The sequence below is a fragment of the Clostridium sp. DMHC 10 genome (assembly GCF_001270375.1).
In the GTDB taxonomy this organism is placed as follows: Bacteria; Bacillota; Clostridia; order Clostridiales; family Clostridiaceae; genus Clostridium_S; species Clostridium_S guangxiense.
This window is the reverse complement of the sequence record NZ_LGVB01000015.1, coordinates 3,047,610-3,071,488: the sequence shown is the minus strand read 5'-3', so window position 1 is coordinate 3,071,488 and position 23,879 is coordinate 3,047,610. Positions and strand designations below refer to the sequence as shown.

Here is a 23,879-nt window from a genome sequence, read left to right as displayed (position 1 = left end):
CAGCTTGTTTATCTATACATTTGTTATAGTTGATCCTCTTATTTCTAGTTTAGAATTAAGCTGTTTATGTATTACCTTCTGTGAAACTTCATTCTCAATTCTATCTAAAAGCAATTTCGCTGCTTCAAAGCCCATTTCATAAGATGGCTGCGAAATAGTTGTAATTCCCGGTGGTATAAGTGATGCCCACCCCCAATTATCGTACCCGCAAATACCCAAATCCTTTGGTATACTTACATTTAACTTATTTGCTGCCGCAAGAGTATCTAACAATATAACACCATTCACTGCAAATATTGCTTTCTTTCCAGTGTAGTTATTTAAAAACTTGCATAAATTGACGTCCAAATTTCCACCCTTGCTATAATCCACACTGCATACGCTGAAGCTAGATTTATCAAGCCTTTTGCCGCAAACATCTAAAAAAGCTCTCTCTCTTTCTTTTCTCGGCCTAACATTCTTTTCTTTTTCGGTAAAAAAACATAAGCTATTAAAACCAACATCAATTAAATAGTTTATTGTTTCAGTTGTACTGTCGTAATTGTTGCTAGTAACAGAATCAATTTTTTCTTCACATAAAGTTCGGTCAACCATTACTATAGGAATGCCTTTGCTTTTAATCTCAAGTAATAGTTTCTCATTATAGCCTGTACTATTAACTATAAGTCCTTCTACTCTCTGATCTAATAAAGATTTGATATACTCTTGTTCCTCTGTTTCATCGTTATCTGAATTAACAATAACCATATTATAGCCTCTTGTTTTGCACTCATCACCAATTCCCTTAATTATAATTGAAGAAAAAGGATTGGTTAAGTCAGCTATAACTACGCCAATTAGCTTACTTTTATTTGACTTCAAACTTCTAGCTATATTGTTGGGTCTATAATTCAACTTTTCAATAGCATCGCCTATTCTCTCTTTGGTGCTTTGAGACATATATTCAAACTTTCCATTTAGATACCTTGATATCGTCGCCTTAGATACCCCTGCCATCTTTGCTACATCATCTATTACAACTTTCTTATTTTTGTCCATTTTGACCTTCCTTTAGTAACCGGTTTCTAAATATATATTACTCCTATAATGATAAATTTGCAATATATAAATAATGCGAAGTAACAGTGACTTGTAACATTAAAAAGAATCCATAAATCTAAGGTGGAAAAATCGTAAAATCCTAAGATATTTCAATAACTCGCTGGACGCTCAGACAGATTGAAATATCTAAGTATTTTATGATTTTTTCACCAAGATTTATTGGATTCTTTTTAAATTGTTCCATTATCACTGCTACTTCGCTTTTACGGTAGTTCAAGGAAAAAATTCCTCCGTACCTACGGAATTTTAGGTGTGAATCTTAATAATACATTATATAAACAAAATATTATTAAATTTCATTAATTAACCATGTTTACATTGCATTTTTCGTAGAGAAACGGAGAAAAATTTACCTTGTATTTCCGGTTTAGTGAAGTAACAGTATTGAAGGAATAGTTTAAATAAAATTTTATAAATCTTAGTGGCAAATTGTTAAAAGCTTTAGAGATTTCAATTTGTTTGAACGATTAGTGAGTTATTGAAAGCTCTTAAGATTTTAACAATTTGCTGCTTAGATTTATTAATTTTATTTAATATTCCAAAATGCTGTTACTTCGCAATATTTTTATTTTGTTCCTGTGCTGCCAAATCCACCACGATCAAGGTTACCAAAACATTCTACTTCTTTAAATTCTATCTCTGGCATAACTTCCATTATTCTAAATTGTCCTATTTTGTCCCCTTGTTTTACCCATGTACCTTTTTGTTCCATTCCATCTAAAAATTCTTTATCTTTACCTTGTAAACAATATACCGGCATATGCCACTGGTCATTATCACCTATATATGTATCATCAACTACCCCTACAGAATTAGTTTGAATTATTCCCCAGTTTTTAAACGTTGAACTTCTAGGCGCTAAATGTGCCTCCCATCCTTGAGGCAGTTCTAAAGCAAATCCAAGAGGAATCATTGCTCTTTCTCCCTCTTTAACAAACACATTTTTATTTGCATATACGTCAATCCAGTTACCTTTTTTTATTTTTTTTAATCTGGTTGCACCTTCAAAATACTTAATTCTAATTATCATATTCAATCATTCCCTTTATAATGTTTAGCACATTGTATTTTTTCTCCATCATCCGCAAATAAATTCATTGCATCAAATATTTCAACACCAAAGTCTACAAATGAATTTCCTTTTGCAGTAATTATATTTCTATCACGTATCACACCTTTATCTACATAAGTTTCACGTGGAAATGGATCATACATTTCTCCAAGATTTTTTAAGTTTTCTCGTTCTAGTGTGGTAGTGTAGGAATATCCTTTAAGTATTCCTGCCTTTGCTAAATAAATAGGTCCTGCACATATTGCGCATAAGAGTTTTTCTTCACTATGCAGTTTCTTTATTAATGTAAAAATTTCTTTTCTATCACCAGAACTCCATCCTCCTGGAATAATTAGTGCTTCAACGTCATTAAAGTTTAAAACTTCATTTACTGTAAAATCTGGTAAATACTTAATTCCAGAAGTTCCAGAAACACTTTCCTTATCATAGGCTATAGTAAACAGTTCCTTTTCTCCAAACAGCTTCAGTAAATGACATGCAAAAGTCATTTCAAAGTCGGTCATACCTTCGTATATAAAACATAGTACTTTTCCCATATTTATATCACTCTCATTCAAATTTATTGTTTGTCTTATTATACACTATTTTTATTAAAAATAGCATTATTTAATTTGACACATGATCTTTATTTATTAATTTCAGTCTAAACAAAATAACAGTATTTAATGCTTAAAAATACTGTTATTTCGCAACTTTTTTCAATTTAAATTCATGTGTGTAAAATAGTTCTTCTTGTCCAGAATAACTTTATATCCATCCTTTAAGATCTTAAACGTCCCTTCATCTAATGGCTTGGATATCCACAAAGGTGAGGTTATTCCAAACTCAACTTCCATATTATTTTCATACCATACTCTTATAGAAGTTACTCTTCCATAGTTCTCTCTTTGAGTCTTCATAACTTTACCAAAACTATCTATAAACTGATTATCTGCAATTAACAATTTAGGCGTGGTGCTAATTATAGTTAAATCGACATCGGAATCTTCCTTTTCTTCTCCTCTTGCGTATGAACCAACTAATACAACTGCATTTATCATGTCATTTTCTTCTGCATAACTTTTAACTTTGTCCAAAAAATCCCAAATCGTCATCATTAATCTCTCCTTATCTGTCATGCTTATATATAGTCTTATTTTATTACTAATAGAACATTTTTTCACTAATATAAATAACCTTTTACTAAAATTTTATATTTTGATGCAATTGTAAATTAATTTATTTAAACCATCAAAAAATTTATCCTCAGATTGAGCCGCCCAATAAATTTGCATGTTATTCTTTGATCTTGAAAGCCAGTAAGATGATTGTTCATCACTTATTTTTTTATGTAAAAATATATTATCTTTTGTATTAATAAAAACCTTAGCATCACTAATATAATCTAAATCTCAATATTCCATAGAATTCTATTTATATTCACTTACTGTATTCATTATGCTCTCGATTTCTGCATATCTATCCTTGTTATATTTCCAATAAATTAGTTCATCATCCCTATTTACTTCTTTCATTTCAAGCTTCTCTAAAATTCTAGCAGATGGAAGATTATTAATTAAACAATCCGCCTTTATTACTTTAACAGCTTTATGTGCAATAGCAAAATCCATAATTTCCCTTGCAGCTTCAAAGCCAAAACCTTTTCTTCTTTCATTCTCTACTAAACCATATCCAATTTCCACTTCACCATTTTCATCTGGTATGCCGTGGAAGCCTATATCTCCAATTATTTCTTTACTATCTTTTCTTTCAATCATCCAGGTTTCAAATCCACTTGGAGCATTATTTCTTAAAGTCTCAACTATAATAGGCAAAATATCCATAGTATCATTTGTCGGCCAATCCTTGTTTGCCTTCACTCCAAGCTTTAGTATTTCACTATTGTCCCCATTTATAAGTGCCTCTGCTACTTGTAAGGTTATTGGTATTAAGATTAATCTGTCCGTAACTATATTTTTTAATTTCATTTATCCACTCTCCCAACTTATTCTATAATAAAGAAGCTAAATGGTTTAAATAATGTACTATAAAAATTTACGCCAAAATTCCGTAGGTACGGAGGAATTTTTTCCTTGCACTACTGTGGGAGTGAAGTAACAATGCTGAAGGAACGGTTTAAAAGAATTCTAATAAATCTTGTTCAAAAATTGTAAAATGCTTAGATATTTCAATTGTCTGAGCATTTTTTCAGCGAGTTATTAAAATATCTTAGTATTTTATGATTCTTGAACCTTAGATTTATAGGATTTTTTTAACGCGACGAGGCATTGTTACTTCACTAAATTCTTAACCATTATTAAACACGGATTTTCTTTACCCCATATTTCTTTTATCTCTTCTAATGGATAAAATCCAACTTTTCTATAAAACTTTCTTGTCTCTTTATAATTTTCATCAGGATGTGACTCTCCTAAAGTTTTCACCATAAGAAACTTAACTTTATTTTTAATCAACTGTTTTTCTGCCACCTTTAACAAACTCTTTCCAATTCCATTACCGTGATATTCCTTGAGTATTCCGATAATATAAATTTCTGAAGTATACACGTTATTTATTTTTATGCTTATGAAGCCAACAAGTCTATCCGAATTATATGCAGCATAAAAATCAGTATTTTTTACTCCACTTACATATTCAATTATTGATTCTTCAATGCCAAACCATTCTGGAAGCCGTCTTAATATATATTCTGTTATTTTCGATTTTTCATAATTATCCGACACCTTGCATATTTTAATCTCCGTATTTATCACTCACTATCGCCTTTAATTACAACTAATCTATTTCTAAACCCATAGCATATGAATCATAAAACTTACCATCAATAAGAAAATCCCTTTTTAAAATTCCCTCTTCAAAAAATCCATGTTTTTTATATAATTTTATTGCTCTTTCATTATCCGTTCTCACTCTCAAATTAATTTTTCTTATGCCATTTTGCTCTGCCCATTTAATTAGATAGTTAAGAAGTTTTTCACCTATTTTCTTTCCCCAATATTCTTTTAAAACACTTATTCCAAATTCCCCCACATGCTGAATTCTTCTCCTTGATCCACCCGAAAAGTTCAAGCTTCCAACTATCTTTCCATTGACCTCAGCTACAATAAACAGTGCATTTTCTTTATTTAAATTATTTAAAATAAATTGTTCCTCTTCTTTAATACTACTTCCAGGTCCTTCTACACCAAAGGTTAAAAAATCAGACTCACCTCCAATTATATTTAAGTATTCTGTTAATTCTTTAGCATCCAATTCCGAAGCTTTTCTAATTATAATTTCTTCATCATTTCTAAATATATCTCTCATCATAAATCTCCTTATTTCTAATCTAATTTTTATAAAGCTAATAAATCTTAGATGCTGATTATTGAAACTTCTTAGGATTTTAATAATCAGCATTTTAGATTTATAGTTTTCGTTTAACATCTCAAGATATTGTTACTTGGCAATTTTTATTAGCTACATCTAAAATGCTGCTGTCCTAACGCTTCATTTTTTATTTGACTGTGAAATTTAGTTCTTTGAAGTGCACTTACATATTCCTCATAAGTTTTAAAATTATCAGCTCTTACAAAAGGATTTACTATAAATTTATTAAATTTTACTCTTAAGTTTTTACGCTTAAATATACTTTTCCTTTTTTGAACACTATATTCTCTACTTAATTCTATACTTTTTAAAACTTTATCTAATTTGTCAAGTTCTCTTTCATTATCTATTTTAATAACTATTCCATCATATTTTATTGTCATAATATAAAACCTCACTTTACTTTGCATCATCCGGATTTACATAGCTGTTTTTCCATTTTAAGATTTTTCGTGTCATCTCAACGAAAAGTCATCCTTAAAAATCCGGCTGAATGAATTATTTATTTTTCCGCTTATGAATCATCGATTCTGTCTTTTTATTTTGAAACTTTCCTCCATCAATCTTGGTTAACGCTCGTAATTTTATACTCATTTTTTAATCAATCCTTTCTTCAGTGTACAATAATATACATAATCATTAATTAATTTACACTACCTTTGAGCTCTCTTCTTCTTTCTCTTGTAAAAGCTGATTAGTGTACAGTCTGTAATAATATCCTTTGTTTCTAAGAAGCTCGCCATGTGTTCCGCTTTCCTCAATTTTACCTTTTCTTAAAACTATAATCTTATCTGCTGAAACTATGGTTGAAAGTCTATGAGCAACCACAAAGCTTGTTCTGTCTGAAAGAACCTTTTCTATAGCATTTTGAATTACTCTTTCGGTTTCAGTATCAATTGAAGATGTAGCTTCATCCAGAACAAATATTGCTGGATTTCCTACGATAGCTCTTGCAAAGGAAATTAACTGTTTTTGTCCTGTTGAAAGATTCCCTCCATTTTCACCAACATCCGTATCATAGCCGTTTTCAGTTTCCATTATAAACTGATGTGCATCTACAAGCTTTGCTGCTCTTATTATTTCTTCATCCGTTGCATCAAGCTTTCCATATCTTATATTGTCCTTAATAGTTCCACTAAAAAGATGTGGACTTTGAAGGACATAACCTAAATTAGACTGAAGCCACAAAAGTGAACGCTGCCTGTAGTCTTTTCCATCTATTAATATCTCACCACTTGTAGGCTCATAAAATCTACATAGTAAGTTTACAATAGTACTCTTACCAGAACCAGTTTCTCCAACTAATGCTATGGTCTGCCCCTTTTTAATGTTTAAGTTGAAGTTTTGAAATACTTTTTCTCCATTTTTATAAGAAAAGTAAAGATTCTTAAACTCAATATCTCCATTAATCTGCTCCCAATTTTCCTTTTTAGGAGTAAATAAATCTCCATACTTTTCAATTACCTCTTTCTTATCCCATATGTCTGGCTCTGTTTCAACAAGTGATATTATTCTTTCTGCTGATGCCTGGGCCTGTTGAATTTCTGCTATAGTTCCTGCCAGCTGACTTACAGGATCGAAAAATTGTATTGTATATGATATAAACATTACAAAAACACCATAAGAAAGGCCGCCTACCATAACTCTATTTCCACCAAACCATATTGCAAACCCGGTTCCTATACTTCCAAGTGATATTACAATAGGTAAAAACAAGGATGAAAATATAGCCGCTCGTATTGATGAATATCTCATTTTGTCTGCGTCATACTTAAATTCATTTAAATTTTCTTCTTCACGAACCAGAGTTTTAGTAGTCTTAGCTCCTGCTACTTCCTCACTAAAATCTGTTGTAAGCTGAGAATTTAGCTTTCTAACATGTCTATAGGATTTTAATATCTTCTTTTGAAAGAATATTCCTATTATAAACAGCGGTGGAACTACACTCATACTTATAAGTGTTAACTTAACATTATAGAAAAGCATTATTGCTATGAAAAAAATCATAGTTGCAATAGACCAAACCATATCTATCATTCCCCAGGATATCAGCTCACTTAGTCTTGCCACATCTGATGTCATTCTTGCCATGAGCCAGCCTGATGAGGAAGTATCATAATAGGAAAAAGATAGTTCCTGAAGCCTTTTAAAGCCTAATTTTCTTATATGATAAGCCAAGTAATTTTCTATTTTTCCTGCTTGCTTTATAAATATCTTTACGTTTATAGCCTGAAAAATTACAATTGCAAAATATACTACTGCAAAACCAAAAAAGTTTATCCGTTGTATTTTTCACTACAAGATTATCTATAGCATAACTGGTCAAAAGCGGCATTGCAGAATCAACTCCTGCAACTATCGCCATAAGAAAAACCAGTAATAATAATCCTTTTTTAAAATCAACTAAATATTTAAATAATCTTTTCCATATACCAAGGTTTAATTTTTGAGTAACTTTTTCTTCTTCTATTCTTGCCACTGGTATCACCCCCTAATTTGAAATCAAGCAAATTTCTCCTCATTTTCTTCTTCTTTTGAATTTTGTATTTGCCATATTCTCTTATACACTCCATCTTTTCTTATAAGCTCTTCGTGTTTTCCTATGGCTTCTATTTCTCCGTGGTTTAAAACCACTATTTTATCTGCATCCATAACCGTTGAAATTCTATGAGATATTATAAAAGTTGTAACCCCTTTACTTCTTTTTTCAAGTTCACCTCTTATAATTTTATCCGTTTCCGCATCAACAGCGCTTAGTGAATCATCAAAGATAAGAATAGGCAAGTTCTTTATCAAAGTTCTTGCAATAGCAACTCTCTGCCTTTGTCCGCCAGAAAGTGTAACACCTTTTTCGCCAACAACTGTGTCATATCCATTTTCAAAGGACTTTATAACATCGTGCACTGCGGCCATTGATGTAGCCCTCACAATTTCATTATCGCTGGCATCAAGCTTCGCCATCTTTATATTGTCTTTAATTGTTCTTGAATAAAGAAATGGTTCTTGAAGCACAATTCCTACTTTGCTTCTTATCCATTTTCTAGATATATCCTTAAGTTCTACTCCATCCACTTTTATTGAACCGCTTCTATAATCATAAAGCCTAAGCAAAAGATGAATTAGTGAAGACTTTCCTGATCCTGTTGGACCTACAATTGCAACTGTTTCACCCTTGTTTACCTTAAAGCTTATATTGTTTAAAACAGGTGAATTCTCTTCATACTCAAAGCTAACATTTTCAAAAGAAAGCTCTCCCTTAATTTCTGGTTTTAAGCCTTCTCCAACTTCCTTTTCTTCCTTCTCTTCAAGTATCTGACTTACTCTTTTAAGTGAAACTGTCATTTTTCCCATATCAGAAAGAATTCTTCCAAGCTGTCTTACGGGCCATATAAGTCTTGATACATAGGTGTTAAAAGCAACAAGCATTCCAAGAGTTATTTGTCCATGCACAGTGAAATAAATACCAGCTACAAGAACAATTCCTATTTGACCAGTACACAAAACATCAGAAGATGCCCAAAAGGTTGATAGCAGTTTAGATAAGTTATAGCTTAAATCTCTGTACTTTTTATTTTCTTTTTCAAACTTTTCAATTTCATACTGCTCTCTTCCAAAAGCCTTTACAACTCTAACACCTGTTAGGTTTTGTTCAAGCATTGAAGTAAGAACTCCTTCTTGCTCATCAGCAATTTGAAAGGTATGACTAACCTTACGAAAAAATATGAAGGAAAATACAAATACAATAGGTACCGTTATTACTGATATAAATGTCATCTTTATATTCATTGAGAGCATCATGACAATTGCAAATAAAACCATAAAAATTGATCTTCCTATTTCCACCATTTGATTTGCAAAGAATCTTCTTATGGTTTCAACATCAGAAGTACACCTTTGTATTAAGTCACCTGATTCAACGCCAACATGATATTTATAAGGCAAGTTCTGTATATGATTATACAATCTTACCCTAATACTTCTCGCCATATTTTCAGAAGCTTCAGCAGAAAGTTTTCCTTTTAAAAATAGGAAAATCCCTCTAAGGCTAGTTAAACAAATTAAGCATATACCACATATCCATAAATTTTTGGATAAGACGCTTTTTCCTCCAAGCCACTCTACAAAATTCACCACAACAGCAGTTTCATTTATTGGCTTATTTCCTATAATTGAATCAATTGTAATTTTAATAACTAAAGGTTCCAGCATGGATATAAAGGTTGCTACCCCTATTGCAAGTATTGCTAAAACATATAAAAGTCTATTTCCTTTTGTTAAATCTAAAAGCTTTTTCATTCAGATATTCCCCCTCACATTCAAAATTTTCAGCATTGCTACGCATAATGTGTAGAATCAAAGCTCCTGATTTTTCTAAAAATTTGTTTTTTACTCATTTTTAACACTCCTTCTTTTCTATATATAAAAAGGCCGCAGAATCTTAATCCCACGGCTTTTAAGCATAATAATACATTTAAAGAAAAGTTTTCCTTAAAACACGCATAAAAAAACCACAGGCATACAACCTATGGTTTAACTTTCACATAATGAACATTAATGTGTAAATTAAATTAATTCACCAAGGTCGTATATTTTTACATAATTATCCACTAGAGTTGTTAAAATTGTCCCTGCCACATTAGCTGTGCCAACTACTGCAATCATTCTAAACTTATCCATTATTAACGACCTCCTTCTAATTAATTTTAACTTACAACTTCAATTATACACCTATAATTATAATGTTTCAATAAAAATGTTAAATTTTATTTTGTTATTCTAAAATTTACAGAATGTGTTTTAAATAAGTGCTGATTTTACACTTATTTAAAACACAGCCTAAAATATATAGATAGACAACTTAAAACTTGAAAATTTCAAATTCTAAATTTATCCTGACGAACTGGAAGTTGATTCAGAGCACAGAGTACAAAGTACAGAGTACAGTGAAGGTGGATTTACCTTTCGTTTCTCTCAAGTAAATCTTAGAACTTAATAGTGTCAGCTACGCTGAGCACTATATTTTAAGCGCTTTGCGTGCATTAAGTTTAAGATTTTTTGTAGCGACAGCGGAGAAAAATCATCCTTCATGATCAGCATGCAAATTTGAAATATAAATATGGCAACAGAGAATTTTGGTGTAGAGGATACTATGTTGATACAGTTGGAAAAAACAAAAACAAAATAGAACAGTATATAAGAAATCAATTGCAAGAAGATTTGGCATATGAACAGATGAGTATAAAAGAACTTGTTGATCCGTTTACCGGTGAGCCAGTAAAGAAGAACAAAAAATAGTCGCTTTAGCGACTGCACGGAAAAGTATGCGGGTGGCGGACCATTCAGAGGGCTTTTAGCCCAGCCAGTAATATGCCCTTACAGGGCTGAGCAAACCACCGGCTTAGCCGGTGGTCATGATTTTGAGAACCATAAACAAGCACTTATTATATTATAGGACAGTAATAATTTTGTTTATACATAAAATTATTACTGTCCTTAATTTTTTATAAATTACTTGTGAAAATTTTGTAAATAAAAATTAAAGTTTTCAAATGATACATATATAATATTGTGTTTATATTTTTTAGTGGGATATAATAAACATATATAGAGTGTTTTCACTATAAAAAATTTTTGAAAGGAATTTACTATGGAAAAGGGCAGATTGAACATAAGAAGGCTTATTGTTGAAGTTGTTAAGATATCATTAGAGGATGATATTTTTGCTCTGGCTTCTCAATTGGCTTATGGATTGCTTTTTTCACTTTTCCCTTTTTTGATATTCTTAATGACTTTAGTAGGATTCAGCAATATAAGAAGCTACGAGGTTCTTCAACTATTTGAAAGAATAATGCCAGAGCAAGTATTTAGCTTAGTTAAAGGAATAGTTTTAGAGGTGACAGAGAAAAGGAATGGAAATCTTTTGTCATTCAGTTTGATTATAAGTTTATGGGCATCGATGTCTGGATTTAATGCAATAATAAAAGGACTTAATATGTCATATAAAGAGGAAGAAAGAAGAGGGTTTTTAAAAGTTCAGTTGGTATCTTTTATATTTACCATGGGACTTATAATTACTATATTTGCAATAACGGTTTTAATGGTATTCGCAAGTGTGAATGAACCTATTATCTCAAGATGGTTTCATCACCCGGAGATAACATCATTTTTATGGGATTTTATAAAGTATTTTATTTTAGTTCTTACAATGTTATTTGTATTTTCTGCTGTGTATAGGTATACTCCGGCTAAAAACATAGATGGGGGATGTAATTTGGGGAGCATTATTTACAACTGTAGGCTGGGTAATGTCGTCTTTTGGTTTTTCTTACTATATAAATAACTTTGGAAATTACTCGAGAATATATGGAAGTATAGGAGCCGTTATAGTACTAATGACGTGGCTATTTATAGGATCATTTATATTGATTTTGGGCGGAGAAATAAATTCTGCAATACTAAATAAAAATATTTATAAATAAAGTCATATTAAATATTTTACACAATAGTAATTTTAGTGTAAAATTTAAAATTGCGTAAGTTGATTTTTAAGTATATAATTTTTCAGGATAGAAGGTATAAAAGTGAAAGGCTTCTGGATTAAATTCATTGCAATTGTAACTGTTTGGAGCATTATATTTAGCTTTAGTGGATGCAGCAAAAGACAAAAGAGCAAAAGTGTTGGGGCAGCTCAAACTCAGCTTGAGAAACAAAAATTAGAAATTAAGAGCTTTGTAAAACAATATTACGAGAGTGAAGTTCCAAAAGATGAGAAATATTTAAAGGATTTTTTTATTAATCCTAATATTGCAGATATACAGTTTATGAAAAATAAGCTTAAAATTTTTAATATAGAGAAAATTAAATTTAATGGTATTTACAATATAAAGAGCAGTGGAAGACTTGCCGCAATGACAGGCAGCTTTAATGCATATTTTAAGAATATACCAAGTTCTAGACCGGATGTTGAAATAGTTATGCTTATCAAAAAGAATAATAAGTGGTATTTCTTAAATGATGATTCTATGCTTAATGAAACTGAACTTATGTGGGAAAATAATCAAAAGCAAATTCAAAACAAATTTTATCGTAAATGATAAAAACATGAATAAAATACTTGAAACGAATAAAATTTTTGATGAGGCTAATAAAGGTTATATGGATCAATGCAAAGAAAAGTTTGTTTCTAGTCAAAGTGGTAAATAAACGCTTTTAACATTGTATAAATGTTAAAAGCGTTTATTTTTATATATCTTTTAAGATTTCTTTTAAACTTTTATTGTCTTTCATGGCTAAAATCAATTTTCCGGCAGCAGATGTGTTTCCTATTAGATATCCACCAGAAAGTACATTGTTCATGAAAAATAAAGTTTTGCATTCATTCAATTTAGGGTTAAGGAATTGAAGTTTTTCATTTTCAGTATTTGTCACATCACCAAAGGATACTACAGAGGTACCAAGAGCATCAAATATTACAGAGGATACAAAATCTTTAAATGAAGTTTTATCGCCTACGGCATTTGCACCAGCTGTTTTTCCCATTTCTACAGCAGCAGTCCAGTTTCCATAAATAATTCCGTTTAGTTCAGCAGCATCACCAGCAGCATATATCTCTTTTACATTCGTTTCCATATTTTCATTAACTAATATACCTTTATTTGTTTTTATGCCGCATTCTTCAGCAAGCTTTTTATTTGGCCTTATTCCTATTGAAAATAAAACCATGTCTGCGTTAATTGTTCTGCCGCTTTTAAGTCTAACACCACTGACAGAAGTGTTTCCCAAAATTCCAGTGCAGGAATCACCTAGTATAAGATTTATTCCATTTTTTGAAATAAGCTTTTCAAAAAAGATTGGCTCCAGATTTATCAAGCTGCTTTGGAAGGAGTCTATCGAAAAATTCAACCACTGTTACATTTAAACCAGATTTTTTCATTTCTGAAGCTGCTTCAAGACCTAAAAGCCCGCCACCTATTACAACAGCATTTTTAGAAGTTTTTATGTGGTTTTTAATGTTGTTTGCATCGTTTATATCCTTTAAAGTGTAAACTCCATTTTTATCAATTCCAGGCAAATCAGGCTTGAAATTATGACTTCCAGTTGATAATATCAATTTATCATAATTTTCTTTGCTTCCATCAGAAAGTAAAAGTTCTTTATTTGCAGGATTAATCTTAATAACCTTTGAATTTAACCTTAAAATAATTCTATTATCTTCATACCAACTTGGTTGGGAAACATAAAATTTACTATCTTCAATATTTTCTGTTAGATAATCAGAAAGTTCTGGTCTAAAATAGGTTGGGCGATTTTCGGAAGATATTATTTCAACAGTGCATTTTTTATTTCTCTTTCTTATAGCTTCAGCAGCATAATAACCAGCAGCCCCATTTCCTACTATGACTACTTTTTCCGCATTTTCACTTTTGAATAAATTTTTGTTTTCTGTTATTTCAATAAATTGATCTTTGCTGGCACCACATACAGGGCAAAATTCAGGAGGCTTCGTTCCTTCAAATACAACCCCGCATATTATACATTTCCATTTTTTTATAGTAGAGGAGCTTTTTATATTAGCTGAGGTTTTGTTTAAGTTTTCCTTTATTTTTTCTGCAAAGCTTCTACCAAAGTTATAAGCACGGTTATTATCTTCCTTTGAAGGCTTAAAATTGATTTTTAATCCTGGAACGGGAAGTTTCATTCTAAGCTGCTTTAAGCGTTCTTCTATATTAGGAACAGCTTCTCCGCTCCAACCATAAGAGCCAAAAGCTCCTGCAAATCTTCCACCATGAATTATAGGATTTAGAGAATTTATTACATCATAAATTGGTCTTAAAGCATCACTAGTTATAGTAGGTGATCCAAAAAGAAGACCTATTGAAGAATTGATTTTTGATATTATTTCTTCTTCTTTACTGTAAATCACATCAAAAGAGTTTATAGTAAAATTATCTACTGACTTTATTCCTTCTGCTATTTTATGAGCAATTTCCTTTGTGTAACCATATGCAGATACATAGCAAATAGTTATTTCTTTGTTCTTAGATATATCATCCTCTGTACTCCATTTTTTATATAACTCAACGACTTTTTTAGGGTTATCCCTTAATATAGGACCGTGTCCTGGGCAAATTATATCTATTGGCAAATCTTTTATTTTATTGTAAGCTTTGAGAACATAAGGTTTAAAAGGACCCATTATGCAATCAAAGTAGTATTTTAGTGCATCCATATATTTTTCTTTATCTTCTATAAGATCGTTAAATATCTTTTCACTTGAATAATGGCAGCCAAAGGAATCACAAGTTATAAGCAGCTTTTCTTCAGGCACATAGGTATATATTGTGTCTGGCCAATGTAAAAGTGGTGCAGAAATAAATTTAAGAGTTTTGCCTCCAAGGTCTAAAGAAGAACCATCTTTCACCTCTATATATTCAAAAGAATGATTTACTATATTTTGCAAAAAATTTTATTGCTGTACTTGAGCCAACTACTTTTGCATTTTTGCAATGTCCAAAAGTTTTTCAACAGAACCTGCGTGGTCTGGTTCTGTATGATCTACTACAATGTAATCTATATTCTTAATGTCAATATTAAGGGACTCAAGCCTTGCAAGGTATTCGTCGAAAAACTTTTCTTTTACAGTTTCAAAAATGGCTGTCTTTTTAGATCCCTTTACAATATAGGAATTGTAAGTTGTCCCATATGGGGTATACATTACTATATCAAAAATTCTAAGACCAGGATCAAGGGCACCAACCCAATAAATATCTTTTTTTATCTCAATAGCCTTCATTTTAACCACTCCTTAAATTATTATTAAAAGATAATAATTATTAACTATATTTTAATGTTAATTTACGTAAAAATCAATACTTTTATCTATTTTTGTAACGTGAAGGAGAAATATTATAGTATTTTTTAAATAATTTACTAAAATAGTAGGCATCATCATAACCAACACTTTTGGCAATAGTTTTAACAGTAAGTGTGGTATCTTTAAGTAGGGCCTTAGCTTTTTCGAGTCTTATCTTAATAAGATAATTTATAGGGGATACTCCTGTTTCTTCTTTAAATATTTTTGATATATACACAGGGCTTAAGTACATATTTTTGGATATCTTATATAGGGAAATATTGTTCATATAATTTTTGTTCATGTACGCAATGATTTCTTTTACTATATTCGACTTTTGGGAAAATTCAAAATGATAATCACATATTTTTTTTCTACTTTCTTCAAAATAGGTTTCTCTTAGGAACATTACAAGAAGCTTAGTTGATAGAATCTTAAGCATGAGTTCATAGCCATCTTTATGATTACTTTGTTCTTTTAGAATTTCTATGCAGCAATTTTCAAAATCCTTACCATATCTTTGAAAATTAAATATACCAAGAAAGTTTTCTTTAGTAATGTGATTAGGAGAAAAACTTCTTATATTTATATTATTAAACCCGATGTGAATTTCATTTAGACTTTCATATTTATTTACTATTTCTGAATGGTATACTCCAGGATTGAATACCATTAGTTGACCTTTTTTTACGTTATATATATTATCATTTACAATGTATGAAGTTTCTCCAGAAAGCATATAGCTAAATTCAAGAAAATCGTGAGAATGATGATCTATTACATAGTTTTCTTTTGGTCTTGAATTAAATACATAAAGAATTTTTGGGTTGAAACTGTTTACATTGATTCCTAAATCACACATAATATCACCTCAAGTGCAAACTTTATAAGTATAGAAATGTACATTAATTAAATAAAAATATACATTCTTATTTTATTTATTTTACCACATAATTGTAATGGTAAATAGATAAGTTGGAGGAATTTTTTATGGACAGTTTAAAATGGATTTTTGGCTACGTAAAGCGGTATAAGTTTAGAATGATAATGGTTATTGTAATGGTTGTTGTTTCTTCTTTGTTAGGTATGGTTAATCCTTATTTATCAGGAAAACTTGTGGATTTGGTTATAGTTGCGAAAAAGACCTCGCTGCTTATTCCTATGCTGGCTGCTATGATTGGAGTTACTTTACTAAAAGCTATAGTACGATATAGTTTTCAAATGATTTCGGAATTTGTTTCCCAAAATATTATGTTTGAAATACGAGAACAAATGTATGTAAATCTTCAAAAACTTGATTTTGATTTTTTTGATAAAACTAGAACTGGGGATTTAATGACTAGGATGACTGGAGATCTGGATGCCATAAGGCACTTTTGTAGCATGGGTAATCTATAATGTAAGTGAAAACATCATAATATTTTTATCGGCGGTTTGTATGATGTTTTATATAAATTATAAATTTGCACTTATAATGCTTATTATTACACCATTTATAGGATATTTTGCTTATAATATGACTCGTGATGTTGGACCAACCTTTTATGCAATAAGGGAACAATTTTCAAAACTGAATACCATTGTTCAGGAGAATATAAGTGGAAATAGGGTCGTAAAGGCTTTTGCAAAAGAGGATTATGAAACATCAAAGTTTCAGAGAGAAAATCAAGCATTTATGGATAGAAACCTTGAATCTGCAAAGATGTGGGAAAAATATTTACCTATACTTACTTCTTTTTCAAATATGTTTTCTGTGATTATGATTTTGGCTGGTGGAATATTGGTTATAAAAGGCAGCATGAGTATTGGTGATCTTGTTGTTTTTAACAGTCTTATTTGGGCACTTAATAATCCTATGAATATGGTTGGGTGGCTTATAAATGATATAGAGCGTTTTATTGCCTCGTCCAGAAAGATAAGGATGCTTATAAGTGCAGATGCTAAAATTAAAAGTAATGACAAGGCTGCGGCTAAGAATAGAATTCATGGGGATATTGAGTTTAAAAATGTTTCCTTTAAATATGGAGATGAGGCAGTACTTGAGAATATAGATTTTAAAGCAAAAAAGTGGGCAGACCGTTGCAATTCTTGGCCCTACAGGCTGTGGAAAATCTACTCTTGTTAGCCTTATACAGAGATTTTATGATGCTTGCGAAGGGGAAATACTTATTGATGGAAAAAATATAAAGAAATATAATCTTCAAAAACTTCGTGATAGTATATCAGCGGCAATGCAGGATATATTCCTATTTTCAGATACTATAGAGGGGAACATAGCATATGGTACTCCTGATGCATCCTTTGAAAAGGTAAAGTGGGCGGCGGAGGTTTCAGATGCAGATGAATTTATATCAAAGCTTTCAAATGGTTATGACACTATTGTAGGGGAAAGAGGAGTTGGACTTTCAGGAGGGCAAAAACAAAGGATAGCACTTGCGAGAGCAGTAATAAAGGAACCCTCTATACTCATTTTAGACGATACAACTTCAAGTTTGGATGTAGAAACAGAGATAATGATTCAGAAAAATTTAAGAAAGTATTTAAGGGACAAAACTACCTTTATAATTGCACATAGAATTTCATCTGTTAAGAATGCTGATTTGATACTTGTTATGGATGAAGGAAGAATAGTTGAAAGTGGAACACATGATGAGCTTTTAAAGAAAAAGGGGTACTATGCTAATGTATATGAAAATCAGTATGGTAACTTTGAGAAAAAACTAAGGAAAGAGGTGGTTTAAATGGCAAGAAACAAATTTGATGAAGATGAAGATTTTGAAGAAAAAATAAATTCTAATGATCTTAAAAGACTTTTAAAATACGTAGTGCCTTATAAAAAAGAAATGATTATAACTGTTTTTCTTATGTTGTTATCAAGTGCAGCAACACTTTTAGGACCATACCTAGTTCAAATAGCTATTGATGATATGATACCTAAGAAAAATATAAGAGGTCTTGTAATGTTGTCAGCTATATTTGTACTAACAATTATTATAACGGGATTATGCATGAAATTTAAAATAAGAACTATGTCTGATATAGGACAGAAGGTAATTAGAAATATTAGATCTGACATATTTAATAAGCTTCAAGAATTGCCTTTTTCATATTATGATGATAGACCTCATGGGAAAATACTTGTTAGAGTTGTTAACTATGTGAATTCATTAAGTGATCTACTGTCAAATGGACTTATAAATCTTATTACAGATTTATTTACTGCAGTTGTAATAATAGTATTTATGTTTGCAATAAATGTTAAGTTAACGCTGCTTTGCTTTGCTGGTTTTCCTGTGCTTATACTTGCCATATTTATAATCAAAAATGCACAGAGAAAAGCATTTAGAGCCTATAGTAATAAGCAATCTAATTTGAATGCGTATATACATGAGAGTATAACGGGAATAAAAGTTACACAGGCCTTTGTAAGAGAAAATGAGAATCTTGGTATATTTAGAAAGGTAAGCAATGATTTCAAAAAATCATGGTTAAAGGCTGTTTCAGTTCAACTTCTTTTGGGACCATGCATAGATAATATATCTGTTGCTACAATTTCACTTATATATTTAGTGGGAATTTATTCAATAGGCAAGGGAATAACTATAGGAGTACTTGTGGCATTTGTGGGATATATATCTAGGTTTTGGGGTCCAATAACTAATATAGGAAATTTTTACAATACCTTAATAATGAATATGGCATATGTTGAAAGAATTTTTGAAACCATAGATGAAAAGGTAACTGTTAAGGATATCGAGGGAGCAAAGAAAATGCCTCTTATAAATGGAAATGTTGAATTTAAGAATGTTGTCTTTAAGTATGATGAAAGTGCAACTATACTTAAAAAATGTATCCTTTAAGGTAAATGCAGGAGAGACTATAGCTATAGTAGGACCAACAGGTGCTGGTAAAACTACTATTATAAATCTATTAAGTAGATTTTATGATATAAGTGGTGGAGAAGTATTAATAGATGGAGTAAATGTGCATGATGTTACTATTAAATCTTTAAGAAAGCAAATGGGAGTAATGCTTCAGGATACATTTGTTTTTTCAGGAACAATAATGGACAATATTAGATATGGAAAACTTGATGCCACTGATGAAGAAGTAATTGAAGCTGCTAAAACTGTAAGAGCGCATGATTTTATAAAGAACATGAAAAATGGCTATTATACAGAAGTAAATGAAAGAGGAAGTAGATTATCCGTAGGACAAAGACAGCTTATATCTTTTGCCAGAGCGCTGCTTGCGAACCCAAGAATACTTATTTTGGATGAGGCAACCTCGAGTATAGATACTAAAACAGAATTGGCACTTCAAGAAGGTTTAAATAGGCTTTTAAAAGGAAGAACCTCATTCATAATTGCACACAGATTATCCACAATTAAGAATGCAAATAAGATAATGTATGTGGATAAGGGTAGAATTGTTGAAGAGGGAAATCATGATGAGCTTATGAGGAAAAAGGGCGAATATTACGAGCTTTATATGTCACAGTACAATATACTTAAGGCAGTCTAAAAAAACGGCTGCCTTTTGGCAGCCATTTTTTGGATTTTTATATTAAGTTTTAAAAATAAAGATCTCTTTCACCATTTTCAATTCTAGCTAATCTAGCAATGGTTTCTTTTTTTGTATTATCAGAAGTTATATTTTCAAGGTTCTTTTTTATGGTTTTTGTGCCTATTTCTTTTAATTCATCATCAGCATAATCTATTAAAAACTCTTTAAAAGTAAGTATCGCATTTGGAAGACAGCAATTGTGGATTTGACCAGATTTAGCAAGTTTCATAAAACGGTCACCTGTTCTTCCTTGTCTATAACAAGCTGTGCAGTAACTTGGAATATATCCTTGTGCACAAAGTGATTTTAATATTTCAATAGGTGTTCTATCATCATTAACTACAAATTGTGGAGGATCAACTTGAGAAGTATCTCCAAATTCTTTTTCATAACCACCAACATCTGTGGCAGATCCAGCACTTATTTGAGAAATTCCAACAGCTATTACTTCTTCTCTAAATTTAGGCTCTTCTCTTGTTGATAAAATCATGCCAGTATAAGGAACTGCAAGTCTTAATATTGCGACAAGCTTCTTGAAATCATGATCGTGAACAAGATAAGGGAAATTTGAAAAATCAACTCCACGGGCAGGCCTTAATCTAGGCATTGATATTGTATGAGGACCAACTCCGTTGAATTTTTCCTCAAGATGCTTTACGTGTAAAAACATTGCAACTGTTTCATATTTGTAATCATATAAACCATACAAAACACCAATTCCAACATCATCAATTCCAGCTTCCATGGCTCTTTCAAGAGCTGTCATGTGGTAATCATAATTGTGCTTTGGACCTGTTGGATGCATTTTACTGTAAGTTTCTCTATGATATGTTTCAGAAAATAAAGTGTAAGTACCTATTTTAGCTGCCTTTAATTTCTTGTAGTTTTCAATTGTGGTAGCTGCAATATTTACATTAATTCTTCTCATTTCACCATTATCTTTGTGAACTTCATAAATTGTCTTCATACAGTCTGTAACGTAGTCTATAGGGCAATTTACAGGATCTTCTCCAGCTTCAAGAACAATTCTTTTATGTCCTAAAGATTCAATTAATTCAACTTCACGTGTAAGTTCCTTTTTTGTAAGTTTCTTTCTTATACCTTTGTTTTCACAGTTGTATCCGCAGTATTTGCAGCCATTAACACAATAACTACTTATATAAAGAGGAGCAAACATTACTATTCTGTTTCCGTAAATGGCTTGTTTTATCTTTATGGCAGTACTGTATATTTTATCAAGCATAGTATCATCTTCAACATGAAGAAGCACTGATACTTCTTTAGGTTCAAGACCTTTACATTTTGAAGCTTTATCAATAATTTCATTAACAAATTCAACATCTTTTGCTTTCTGGCTGCCATACTCAAGGTATTCTTTTATTTTTGCGTCATCAATAAAATCTGCTTTTTCACAGTTAAGCATAAATTAGCCTCCTAAGATTTTTTTTGACATAGCTGATTTTACACTTACGCCAGATATTTTACCAAGTTTTCCTGTCATGCACTTAACTCATCTGAAGTGCCATCTACTATAATTGAAATGACTGATATACCTCTTTCTCTATAGGGTATACCCATTCTTCCAACTATTATTGAACTGTATGTATGGAGTATTTTATTGACTTCGCCTGCCATTTCTAAATTTTCTACTATTATGCCTACAACAGCAATTCTCTTATCCAAAATAAATCACCTCAATAATAAAAATACCCTCCATACAGGAAGGTTAAATATCATGCAAAATAAATTCCTTAATTTAATCCCTTCCTTTTACACGGTTAAACACTGCGTAATTAGAAAATCTAAGCTAATTATTTTTGTCCATAATTGAAAGAAAATCTCGCAACACGGACAAGTACATTATCGCACAAAAACATACCTTTATCAATTGTAATTTTTCGAGCACTATAGTGAAGGGTTTTAACTCACTTCGTTTGTTAAAAGACTAAGGCTTTTGCTATGCGAAAGGTGAAGGGTTTTACGGTGCTGTGCACGTAAAAGGTGAACTTTTTTATCTTCAATAAAAAGCTAAGGTTGATTTTCCTCCGTTTCCCTACGGAAAATCTTTAACGTATTTAATAGACCTGCATCTATTTTAACATAGGAGTTTTTTTCTGCTCAACGGCATAAGCCTTTTTTCTTCCACTTGCTTAGCAAGTGGTTTCCTTCGTTACACAATCACATGGGCTGACGCCCAAACCCCTATAATATAATAAGTGCTTGTTTATGGTTCTCAAATCACATGGGCTGACGCCCAAACCCCTATATGTTTGCTTTCTCTTGTATTTTCTTTGCAAGACCGTGAGCCATTATATCAAGTAATTTCTGGTCTTCGCCCTCAAGCATAACTCTAACAAGTGGTTCTGTTCCAGATGGTCTTATAAGAACTCTTCCATTTCCATCAAGTTCTTTTTCAATTTTTACAATTTCGTCCGCTATTTCCTTGTCTGTAATATATATATCTTTTTTATCATTTGGAACCTCTGCATTCGCAAGTACCTGTGGAAGCTTTTTCATCATAGAAGCAAGCTCTGATAATTTTTTACCACTCTTTTTAACAATAGTTGATATTTGAAGAGCTGTAACAAGTCCATCTCCTGTTGTATTATAATCTAAGAATATTATATGACCTGATTGTTCTCCTCCAAGCTTATAACCTTCTTTAAGCATTTCCTCTAGAACGTATCTATCTCCAACTTTGGTTTTTACAGTATTAATATTTACTTTATCAAGTGCCTTAAATAATCCCATATTGCTCATTACAGTAACTACAACTACATCCTTATTAAGCTTGCCCTGCTCTTTTAAATATTTTCCGCAGATAGCCATTATGAAATCTCCATCTATAAGCTTCCCGTTTTCATCAACTGCAAGGCATCTATCAGCATCGCCATCGAAAGCAAGTCCTAAATCACAGTTTTTTCTAACAACATAATCCATAAGTTCTTCAGTATGCGTTGATCCACAGTTAGCATTTATATTTATACCATCTGGATCGTTATTTATAACCTTAACATCTGCGCCAAGTTCCCTAAAAGTTTTAACAGCTGTTATATATGATGCACCATTAGCACAATCTAGTGCTATTTTCATTCCTTTTAAATCTATATCTATAGTGCTTTTAGCAAATTCTATATAATCGTCAATTGCAGATTCTTCAATTATCTTTCTTCCAACATTCTCACCTGTAGGAAGTGGTACTTCCTTAAAATTGCTTTCTATAACGCTTTGAATTTTGTCTTCTAATTCATCAGATAATTTATATCCTGTTCCATCAAAAAATTTGATTCCATTATACTCAACTGGATTGTGAGAAGCGGATATTACTACTCCTGCGTCAGCATTGTATTTTCTAGTTAAATATGCAACTGCAGGTGTTGGAATTATTCCTACACATATAGCTTCAGCTCCAACTGAAAGTATTCCCGAAACTAATGCAGATTCAAGCATATCTCCAGAAATTCTAGTGTCCATTCCCACTAATATTTTAGGTTTGTGTGTACCTTTAGTTAAAACGTATGCACCTGCTCTTCCTAATTTGTAAGCTAATTCAGCAGTAAGTTCTTCATTGGCTATTCCCCTTACTCCATCTGTTCCAAACATTCTACTCATATTTTAAACCTGCCTTTTTATATTCTAATATTATAAAATTTCTAAATAACAAATCGCTATTTATTATAGCATAATTTGAAAGTCCGTACAATTACACTTAATTAATCAATTAATCGTAAATAAATTAATACTAAATACATTTTAATTTCAAATAATAGTATAATTTAGAGTAGAGAGTACAGAGTAGAGAGTAGAGTGAATGTGAATTTACCTTTCGCTACTCTCTACTCTGCTTTACAAATTCTAGTTTGTAAGGATAAATTTGGTATTCGTAATTTAAATATTTCAGCTTGTTTATCTATAAAC

The 23,879-nt window shown here is 31.2% G+C and carries 20 protein-coding genes and 5 pseudogenes; 6 read left to right on the top strand and 19 right to left on the bottom strand.

All coding sequences use genetic code 11. The annotated features are described in order from the left end of the window. Window positions 1–12: 12 nt before the first annotated feature. The 12 genes from AGR56_RS16775 to AGR56_RS16730 form a co-directional block, all read right to left on the bottom strand. Window positions 13–1,038: a LacI family DNA-binding transcriptional regulator gene (locus AGR56_RS16775; protein ID WP_053243167.1), complete on the bottom strand. Its 1,026-nt coding sequence runs from the start codon at window positions 1,036–1,038 to the stop codon at window positions 13–15. 142 nt (window positions 1,039–1,180) lie between these two features. Next, complete coding sequence (locus AGR56_RS20460) at window positions 1,181–1,318, bottom strand: hypothetical protein (RefSeq protein WP_157055795.1); 138 nt, start codon at window positions 1,316–1,318, stop codon at window positions 1,181–1,183. Between the two features lie 348 nt (window positions 1,319–1,666). Next, the gene (locus AGR56_RS16770) at window positions 1,667–2,131 is read right to left on the bottom strand and encodes a deoxyuridine 5'-triphosphate nucleotidohydrolase (protein ID WP_053243166.1); all 465 of its coding nucleotides are present in this window, start codon (window positions 2,129–2,131) and stop codon (window positions 1,667–1,669) included. A 2-nt stretch (window positions 2,132–2,133) separates the two neighbouring features. Continuing rightward, a complete protein-coding gene (locus AGR56_RS16765; protein WP_053243165.1) occupies window positions 2,134–2,709 on the bottom strand; it encodes a DJ-1/PfpI family protein in 576 nt (191 codons plus the stop codon). A 162-nt stretch (window positions 2,710–2,871) separates the two neighbouring features. Then, on the bottom strand, window positions 2,872–3,267 hold the full coding sequence (locus AGR56_RS16760) for a nucleotidyltransferase domain-containing protein (RefSeq protein WP_053243164.1): 396 nt from the start codon (window positions 3,265–3,267) through the stop codon (window positions 2,872–2,874). Window positions 3,268–3,582: 315 nt separating this feature from the next. Continuing rightward, window positions 3,583–4,140: a GNAT family N-acetyltransferase gene (locus tag AGR56_RS16755; protein ID WP_053243163.1), complete on the bottom strand. Its 558-nt coding sequence runs from the start codon at window positions 4,138–4,140 to the stop codon at window positions 3,583–3,585. Between the two features lie 303 nt (window positions 4,141–4,443). Continuing rightward, entirely contained in the window at window positions 4,444–4,896 is a 453-nt protein-coding gene (locus AGR56_RS16750; RefSeq protein ID WP_231016432.1) for a GNAT family N-acetyltransferase, read from the bottom strand. 52 nt (window positions 4,897–4,948) lie between these two features. Further along, a complete protein-coding gene (locus AGR56_RS16745; protein WP_053243162.1) occupies window positions 4,949–5,479 on the bottom strand; it encodes a GNAT family N-acetyltransferase in 531 nt (176 codons plus the stop codon). 149 nt (window positions 5,480–5,628) lie between these two features. Then, entirely contained in the window at window positions 5,629–5,955 is a 327-nt protein-coding gene (locus tag AGR56_RS16740) for a hypothetical protein (protein ID WP_207642181.1), read from the bottom strand. 235 nt (window positions 5,956–6,190) lie between these two features. Beyond that, window positions 6,191–7,750, bottom strand: a complete 1,560-nt coding sequence (locus tag AGR56_RS16735; RefSeq protein ID WP_242851582.1) for an ABC transporter ATP-binding protein — start codon at window positions 7,748–7,750, stop codon at window positions 6,191–6,193. After that, window positions 7,689–8,021, bottom strand: coding sequence for a hypothetical protein (locus AGR56_RS22300; protein WP_242851516.1), 333 nt, complete (start codon window positions 8,019–8,021; stop codon window positions 7,689–7,691). Before AGR56_RS22300 ends, AGR56_RS16735 begins: the two co-directional genes overlap by 62 nt. A gap of 23 nt (window positions 8,022–8,044) precedes the next feature. Next, on the bottom strand, window positions 8,045–9,838 hold the full coding sequence (locus AGR56_RS16730) for an ABC transporter ATP-binding protein (RefSeq protein ID WP_053243160.1): 1,794 nt from the start codon (window positions 9,836–9,838) through the stop codon (window positions 8,045–8,047). Window positions 9,839–10,618: 780 nt separating this feature from the next. Here AGR56_RS16730 and AGR56_RS16725 point away from each other — a divergent pair. The 4 genes and pseudogenes from AGR56_RS16725 to AGR56_RS16715 all read left to right on the top strand — a co-directional run. Next, window positions 10,619–10,837: pseudogene (locus AGR56_RS16725) on the top strand (transposase); the annotation flags it as partial. A gap of 352 nt (window positions 10,838–11,189) precedes the next feature. Then, on the top strand, window positions 11,190–11,882 hold the full coding sequence (locus AGR56_RS16720) for a YihY/virulence factor BrkB family protein (protein ID WP_278279673.1): 693 nt from the start codon (window positions 11,190–11,192) through the stop codon (window positions 11,880–11,882). Then, complete coding sequence (locus AGR56_RS23050; RefSeq protein WP_347460507.1) at window positions 11,800–12,021, top strand: YhjD/YihY/BrkB family envelope integrity protein; 222 nt, start codon at window positions 11,800–11,802, stop codon at window positions 12,019–12,021. Before AGR56_RS16720 ends, AGR56_RS23050 begins: the two co-directional genes overlap by 83 nt. A gap of 102 nt (window positions 12,022–12,123) precedes the next feature. Next, a complete protein-coding gene (locus tag AGR56_RS16715) occupies window positions 12,124–12,636 on the top strand; it encodes a hypothetical protein (protein WP_053243159.1) in 513 nt (170 codons plus the stop codon). Window positions 12,637–12,784: 148 nt separating this feature from the next. Here AGR56_RS16715 and AGR56_RS23045 read toward each other — a convergent pair whose 3' ends face one another. From AGR56_RS23045 to AGR56_RS16700, 4 genes and pseudogenes are all read right to left on the bottom strand, one after another. Then, window positions 12,785–13,411 (bottom strand): FAD-dependent oxidoreductase, encoded by a 627-nt coding sequence (locus AGR56_RS23045; RefSeq protein WP_278279671.1) that lies wholly within the window; start codon window positions 13,409–13,411, stop codon window positions 12,785–12,787. Continuing rightward, window positions 13,383–14,240 carry an FAD-dependent oxidoreductase gene (locus AGR56_RS23605; protein WP_347460550.1) on the bottom strand — a complete coding sequence of 286 codons (858 nt, stop codon included), beginning with the start codon at window positions 14,238–14,240 and terminating at the stop codon, window positions 13,383–13,385. Before AGR56_RS23605 ends, AGR56_RS23045 begins: the two co-directional genes overlap by 29 nt. Then, window positions 14,229–15,257: pseudogene (locus AGR56_RS23600) on the bottom strand (FprA family A-type flavoprotein); the annotation flags it as partial. The pseudogene AGR56_RS23600 and the gene AGR56_RS23605, both read right to left, overlap by 12 nt. A 160-nt stretch (window positions 15,258–15,417) precedes the next feature. Then, window positions 15,418–16,257, bottom strand: coding sequence for an AraC family transcriptional regulator (locus AGR56_RS16700; RefSeq protein ID WP_053243158.1), 840 nt, complete (start codon window positions 16,255–16,257; stop codon window positions 15,418–15,420). A 128-nt stretch (window positions 16,258–16,385) separates the two neighbouring features. Between AGR56_RS16700 and AGR56_RS16695 the strand changes: the two are divergent. Both AGR56_RS16695 and AGR56_RS16690 read left to right on the top strand, forming a co-directional pair. Then, window positions 16,386–18,136 (top strand): annotated as a pseudogene (locus AGR56_RS16695) (ABC transporter ATP-binding protein). Next, window positions 18,137–19,919: pseudogene (locus tag AGR56_RS16690) on the top strand (ABC transporter ATP-binding protein). It begins immediately after the preceding pseudogene. 49 nt (window positions 19,920–19,968) lie between these two features. Here the strand turns inward: AGR56_RS16690 and hydG are convergent. From hydG to glmM, 3 genes and pseudogenes are all read right to left on the bottom strand, one after another. Continuing rightward, complete coding sequence (hydG, locus tag AGR56_RS16685; protein WP_053243157.1) at window positions 19,969–21,384, bottom strand: [FeFe] hydrogenase H-cluster radical SAM maturase HydG; 1,416 nt, start codon at window positions 21,382–21,384, stop codon at window positions 19,969–19,971. Between the two features lie 3 nt (window positions 21,385–21,387). After that, window positions 21,388–21,644 (bottom strand): annotated as a pseudogene (locus AGR56_RS16680) (TM1266 family iron-only hydrogenase system putative regulator). Between the two features lie 579 nt (window positions 21,645–22,223). Next, window positions 22,224–23,573 carry a phosphoglucosamine mutase gene (glmM, locus tag AGR56_RS16675; RefSeq protein ID WP_053243156.1) on the bottom strand — a complete coding sequence of 450 codons (1,350 nt, stop codon included), beginning with the start codon at window positions 23,571–23,573 and terminating at the stop codon, window positions 22,224–22,226. Window positions 23,574–23,879 lie beyond the last annotated feature (306 nt).

Excerpts from the sequence above, each read along its gene's own strand:
- AGR56_RS23605 (WP_347460550.1), bottom strand. The coding sequence starts at position 14,240 with ATGAAACTTCCCGTTCCAGGATTAAAAATCAATTTTAAGCCTTCAAAG.
- AGR56_RS16775 (WP_053243167.1), bottom strand. The coding sequence starts at position 1,038 with ATGGACAAAAATAAGAAAGTTGTAATAGATGATGTAGCAAAGATGGCA.
- AGR56_RS16700 (WP_053243158.1), bottom strand. The coding sequence starts at position 16,257 with ATGTGTGATTTAGGAATCAATGTAAACAGTTTCAACCCAAAAATTCTT.
- AGR56_RS16755 (WP_053243163.1), bottom strand. The coding sequence starts at position 4,140 with ATGAAATTAAAAAATATAGTTACGGACAGATTAATCTTAATACCAATA.
- AGR56_RS16730 (WP_053243160.1), bottom strand. The coding sequence starts at position 9,838 with ATGAAAAAGCTTTTAGATTTAACAAAAGGAAATAGACTTTTATATGTT.
- AGR56_RS16740 (WP_207642181.1), bottom strand. The coding sequence starts at position 5,955 with ATGATGCAAAGTAAAGTGAGGTTTTATATTATGACAATAAAATATGAT.
- hydG (WP_053243157.1), bottom strand. The coding sequence starts at position 21,384 with ATGCTTAACTGTGAAAAAGCAGATTTTATTGATGACGCAAAAATAAAA.
- AGR56_RS16745 (WP_053243162.1), bottom strand. The coding sequence starts at position 5,479 with ATGAGAGATATATTTAGAAATGATGAAGAAATTATAATTAGAAAAGCT.
- glmM (WP_053243156.1), bottom strand. The coding sequence starts at position 23,573 with ATGAGTAGAATGTTTGGAACAGATGGAGTAAGGGGAATAGCCAATGAA.
- AGR56_RS23050 (WP_347460507.1), top strand. The coding sequence starts at position 11,800 with ATGGGGGATGTAATTTGGGGAGCATTATTTACAACTGTAGGCTGGGTA.
- AGR56_RS16765 (WP_053243165.1), bottom strand. The coding sequence starts at position 2,709 with ATGGGAAAAGTACTATGTTTTATATACGAAGGTATGACCGACTTTGAA.
- AGR56_RS16760 (WP_053243164.1), bottom strand. The coding sequence starts at position 3,267 with ATGACGATTTGGGATTTTTTGGACAAAGTTAAAAGTTATGCAGAAGAA.
- AGR56_RS16720 (WP_278279673.1), top strand. The coding sequence starts at position 11,190 with ATGGAAAAGGGCAGATTGAACATAAGAAGGCTTATTGTTGAAGTTGTT.
- AGR56_RS16770 (WP_053243166.1), bottom strand. The coding sequence starts at position 2,131 with ATGATAATTAGAATTAAGTATTTTGAAGGTGCAACCAGATTAAAAAAA.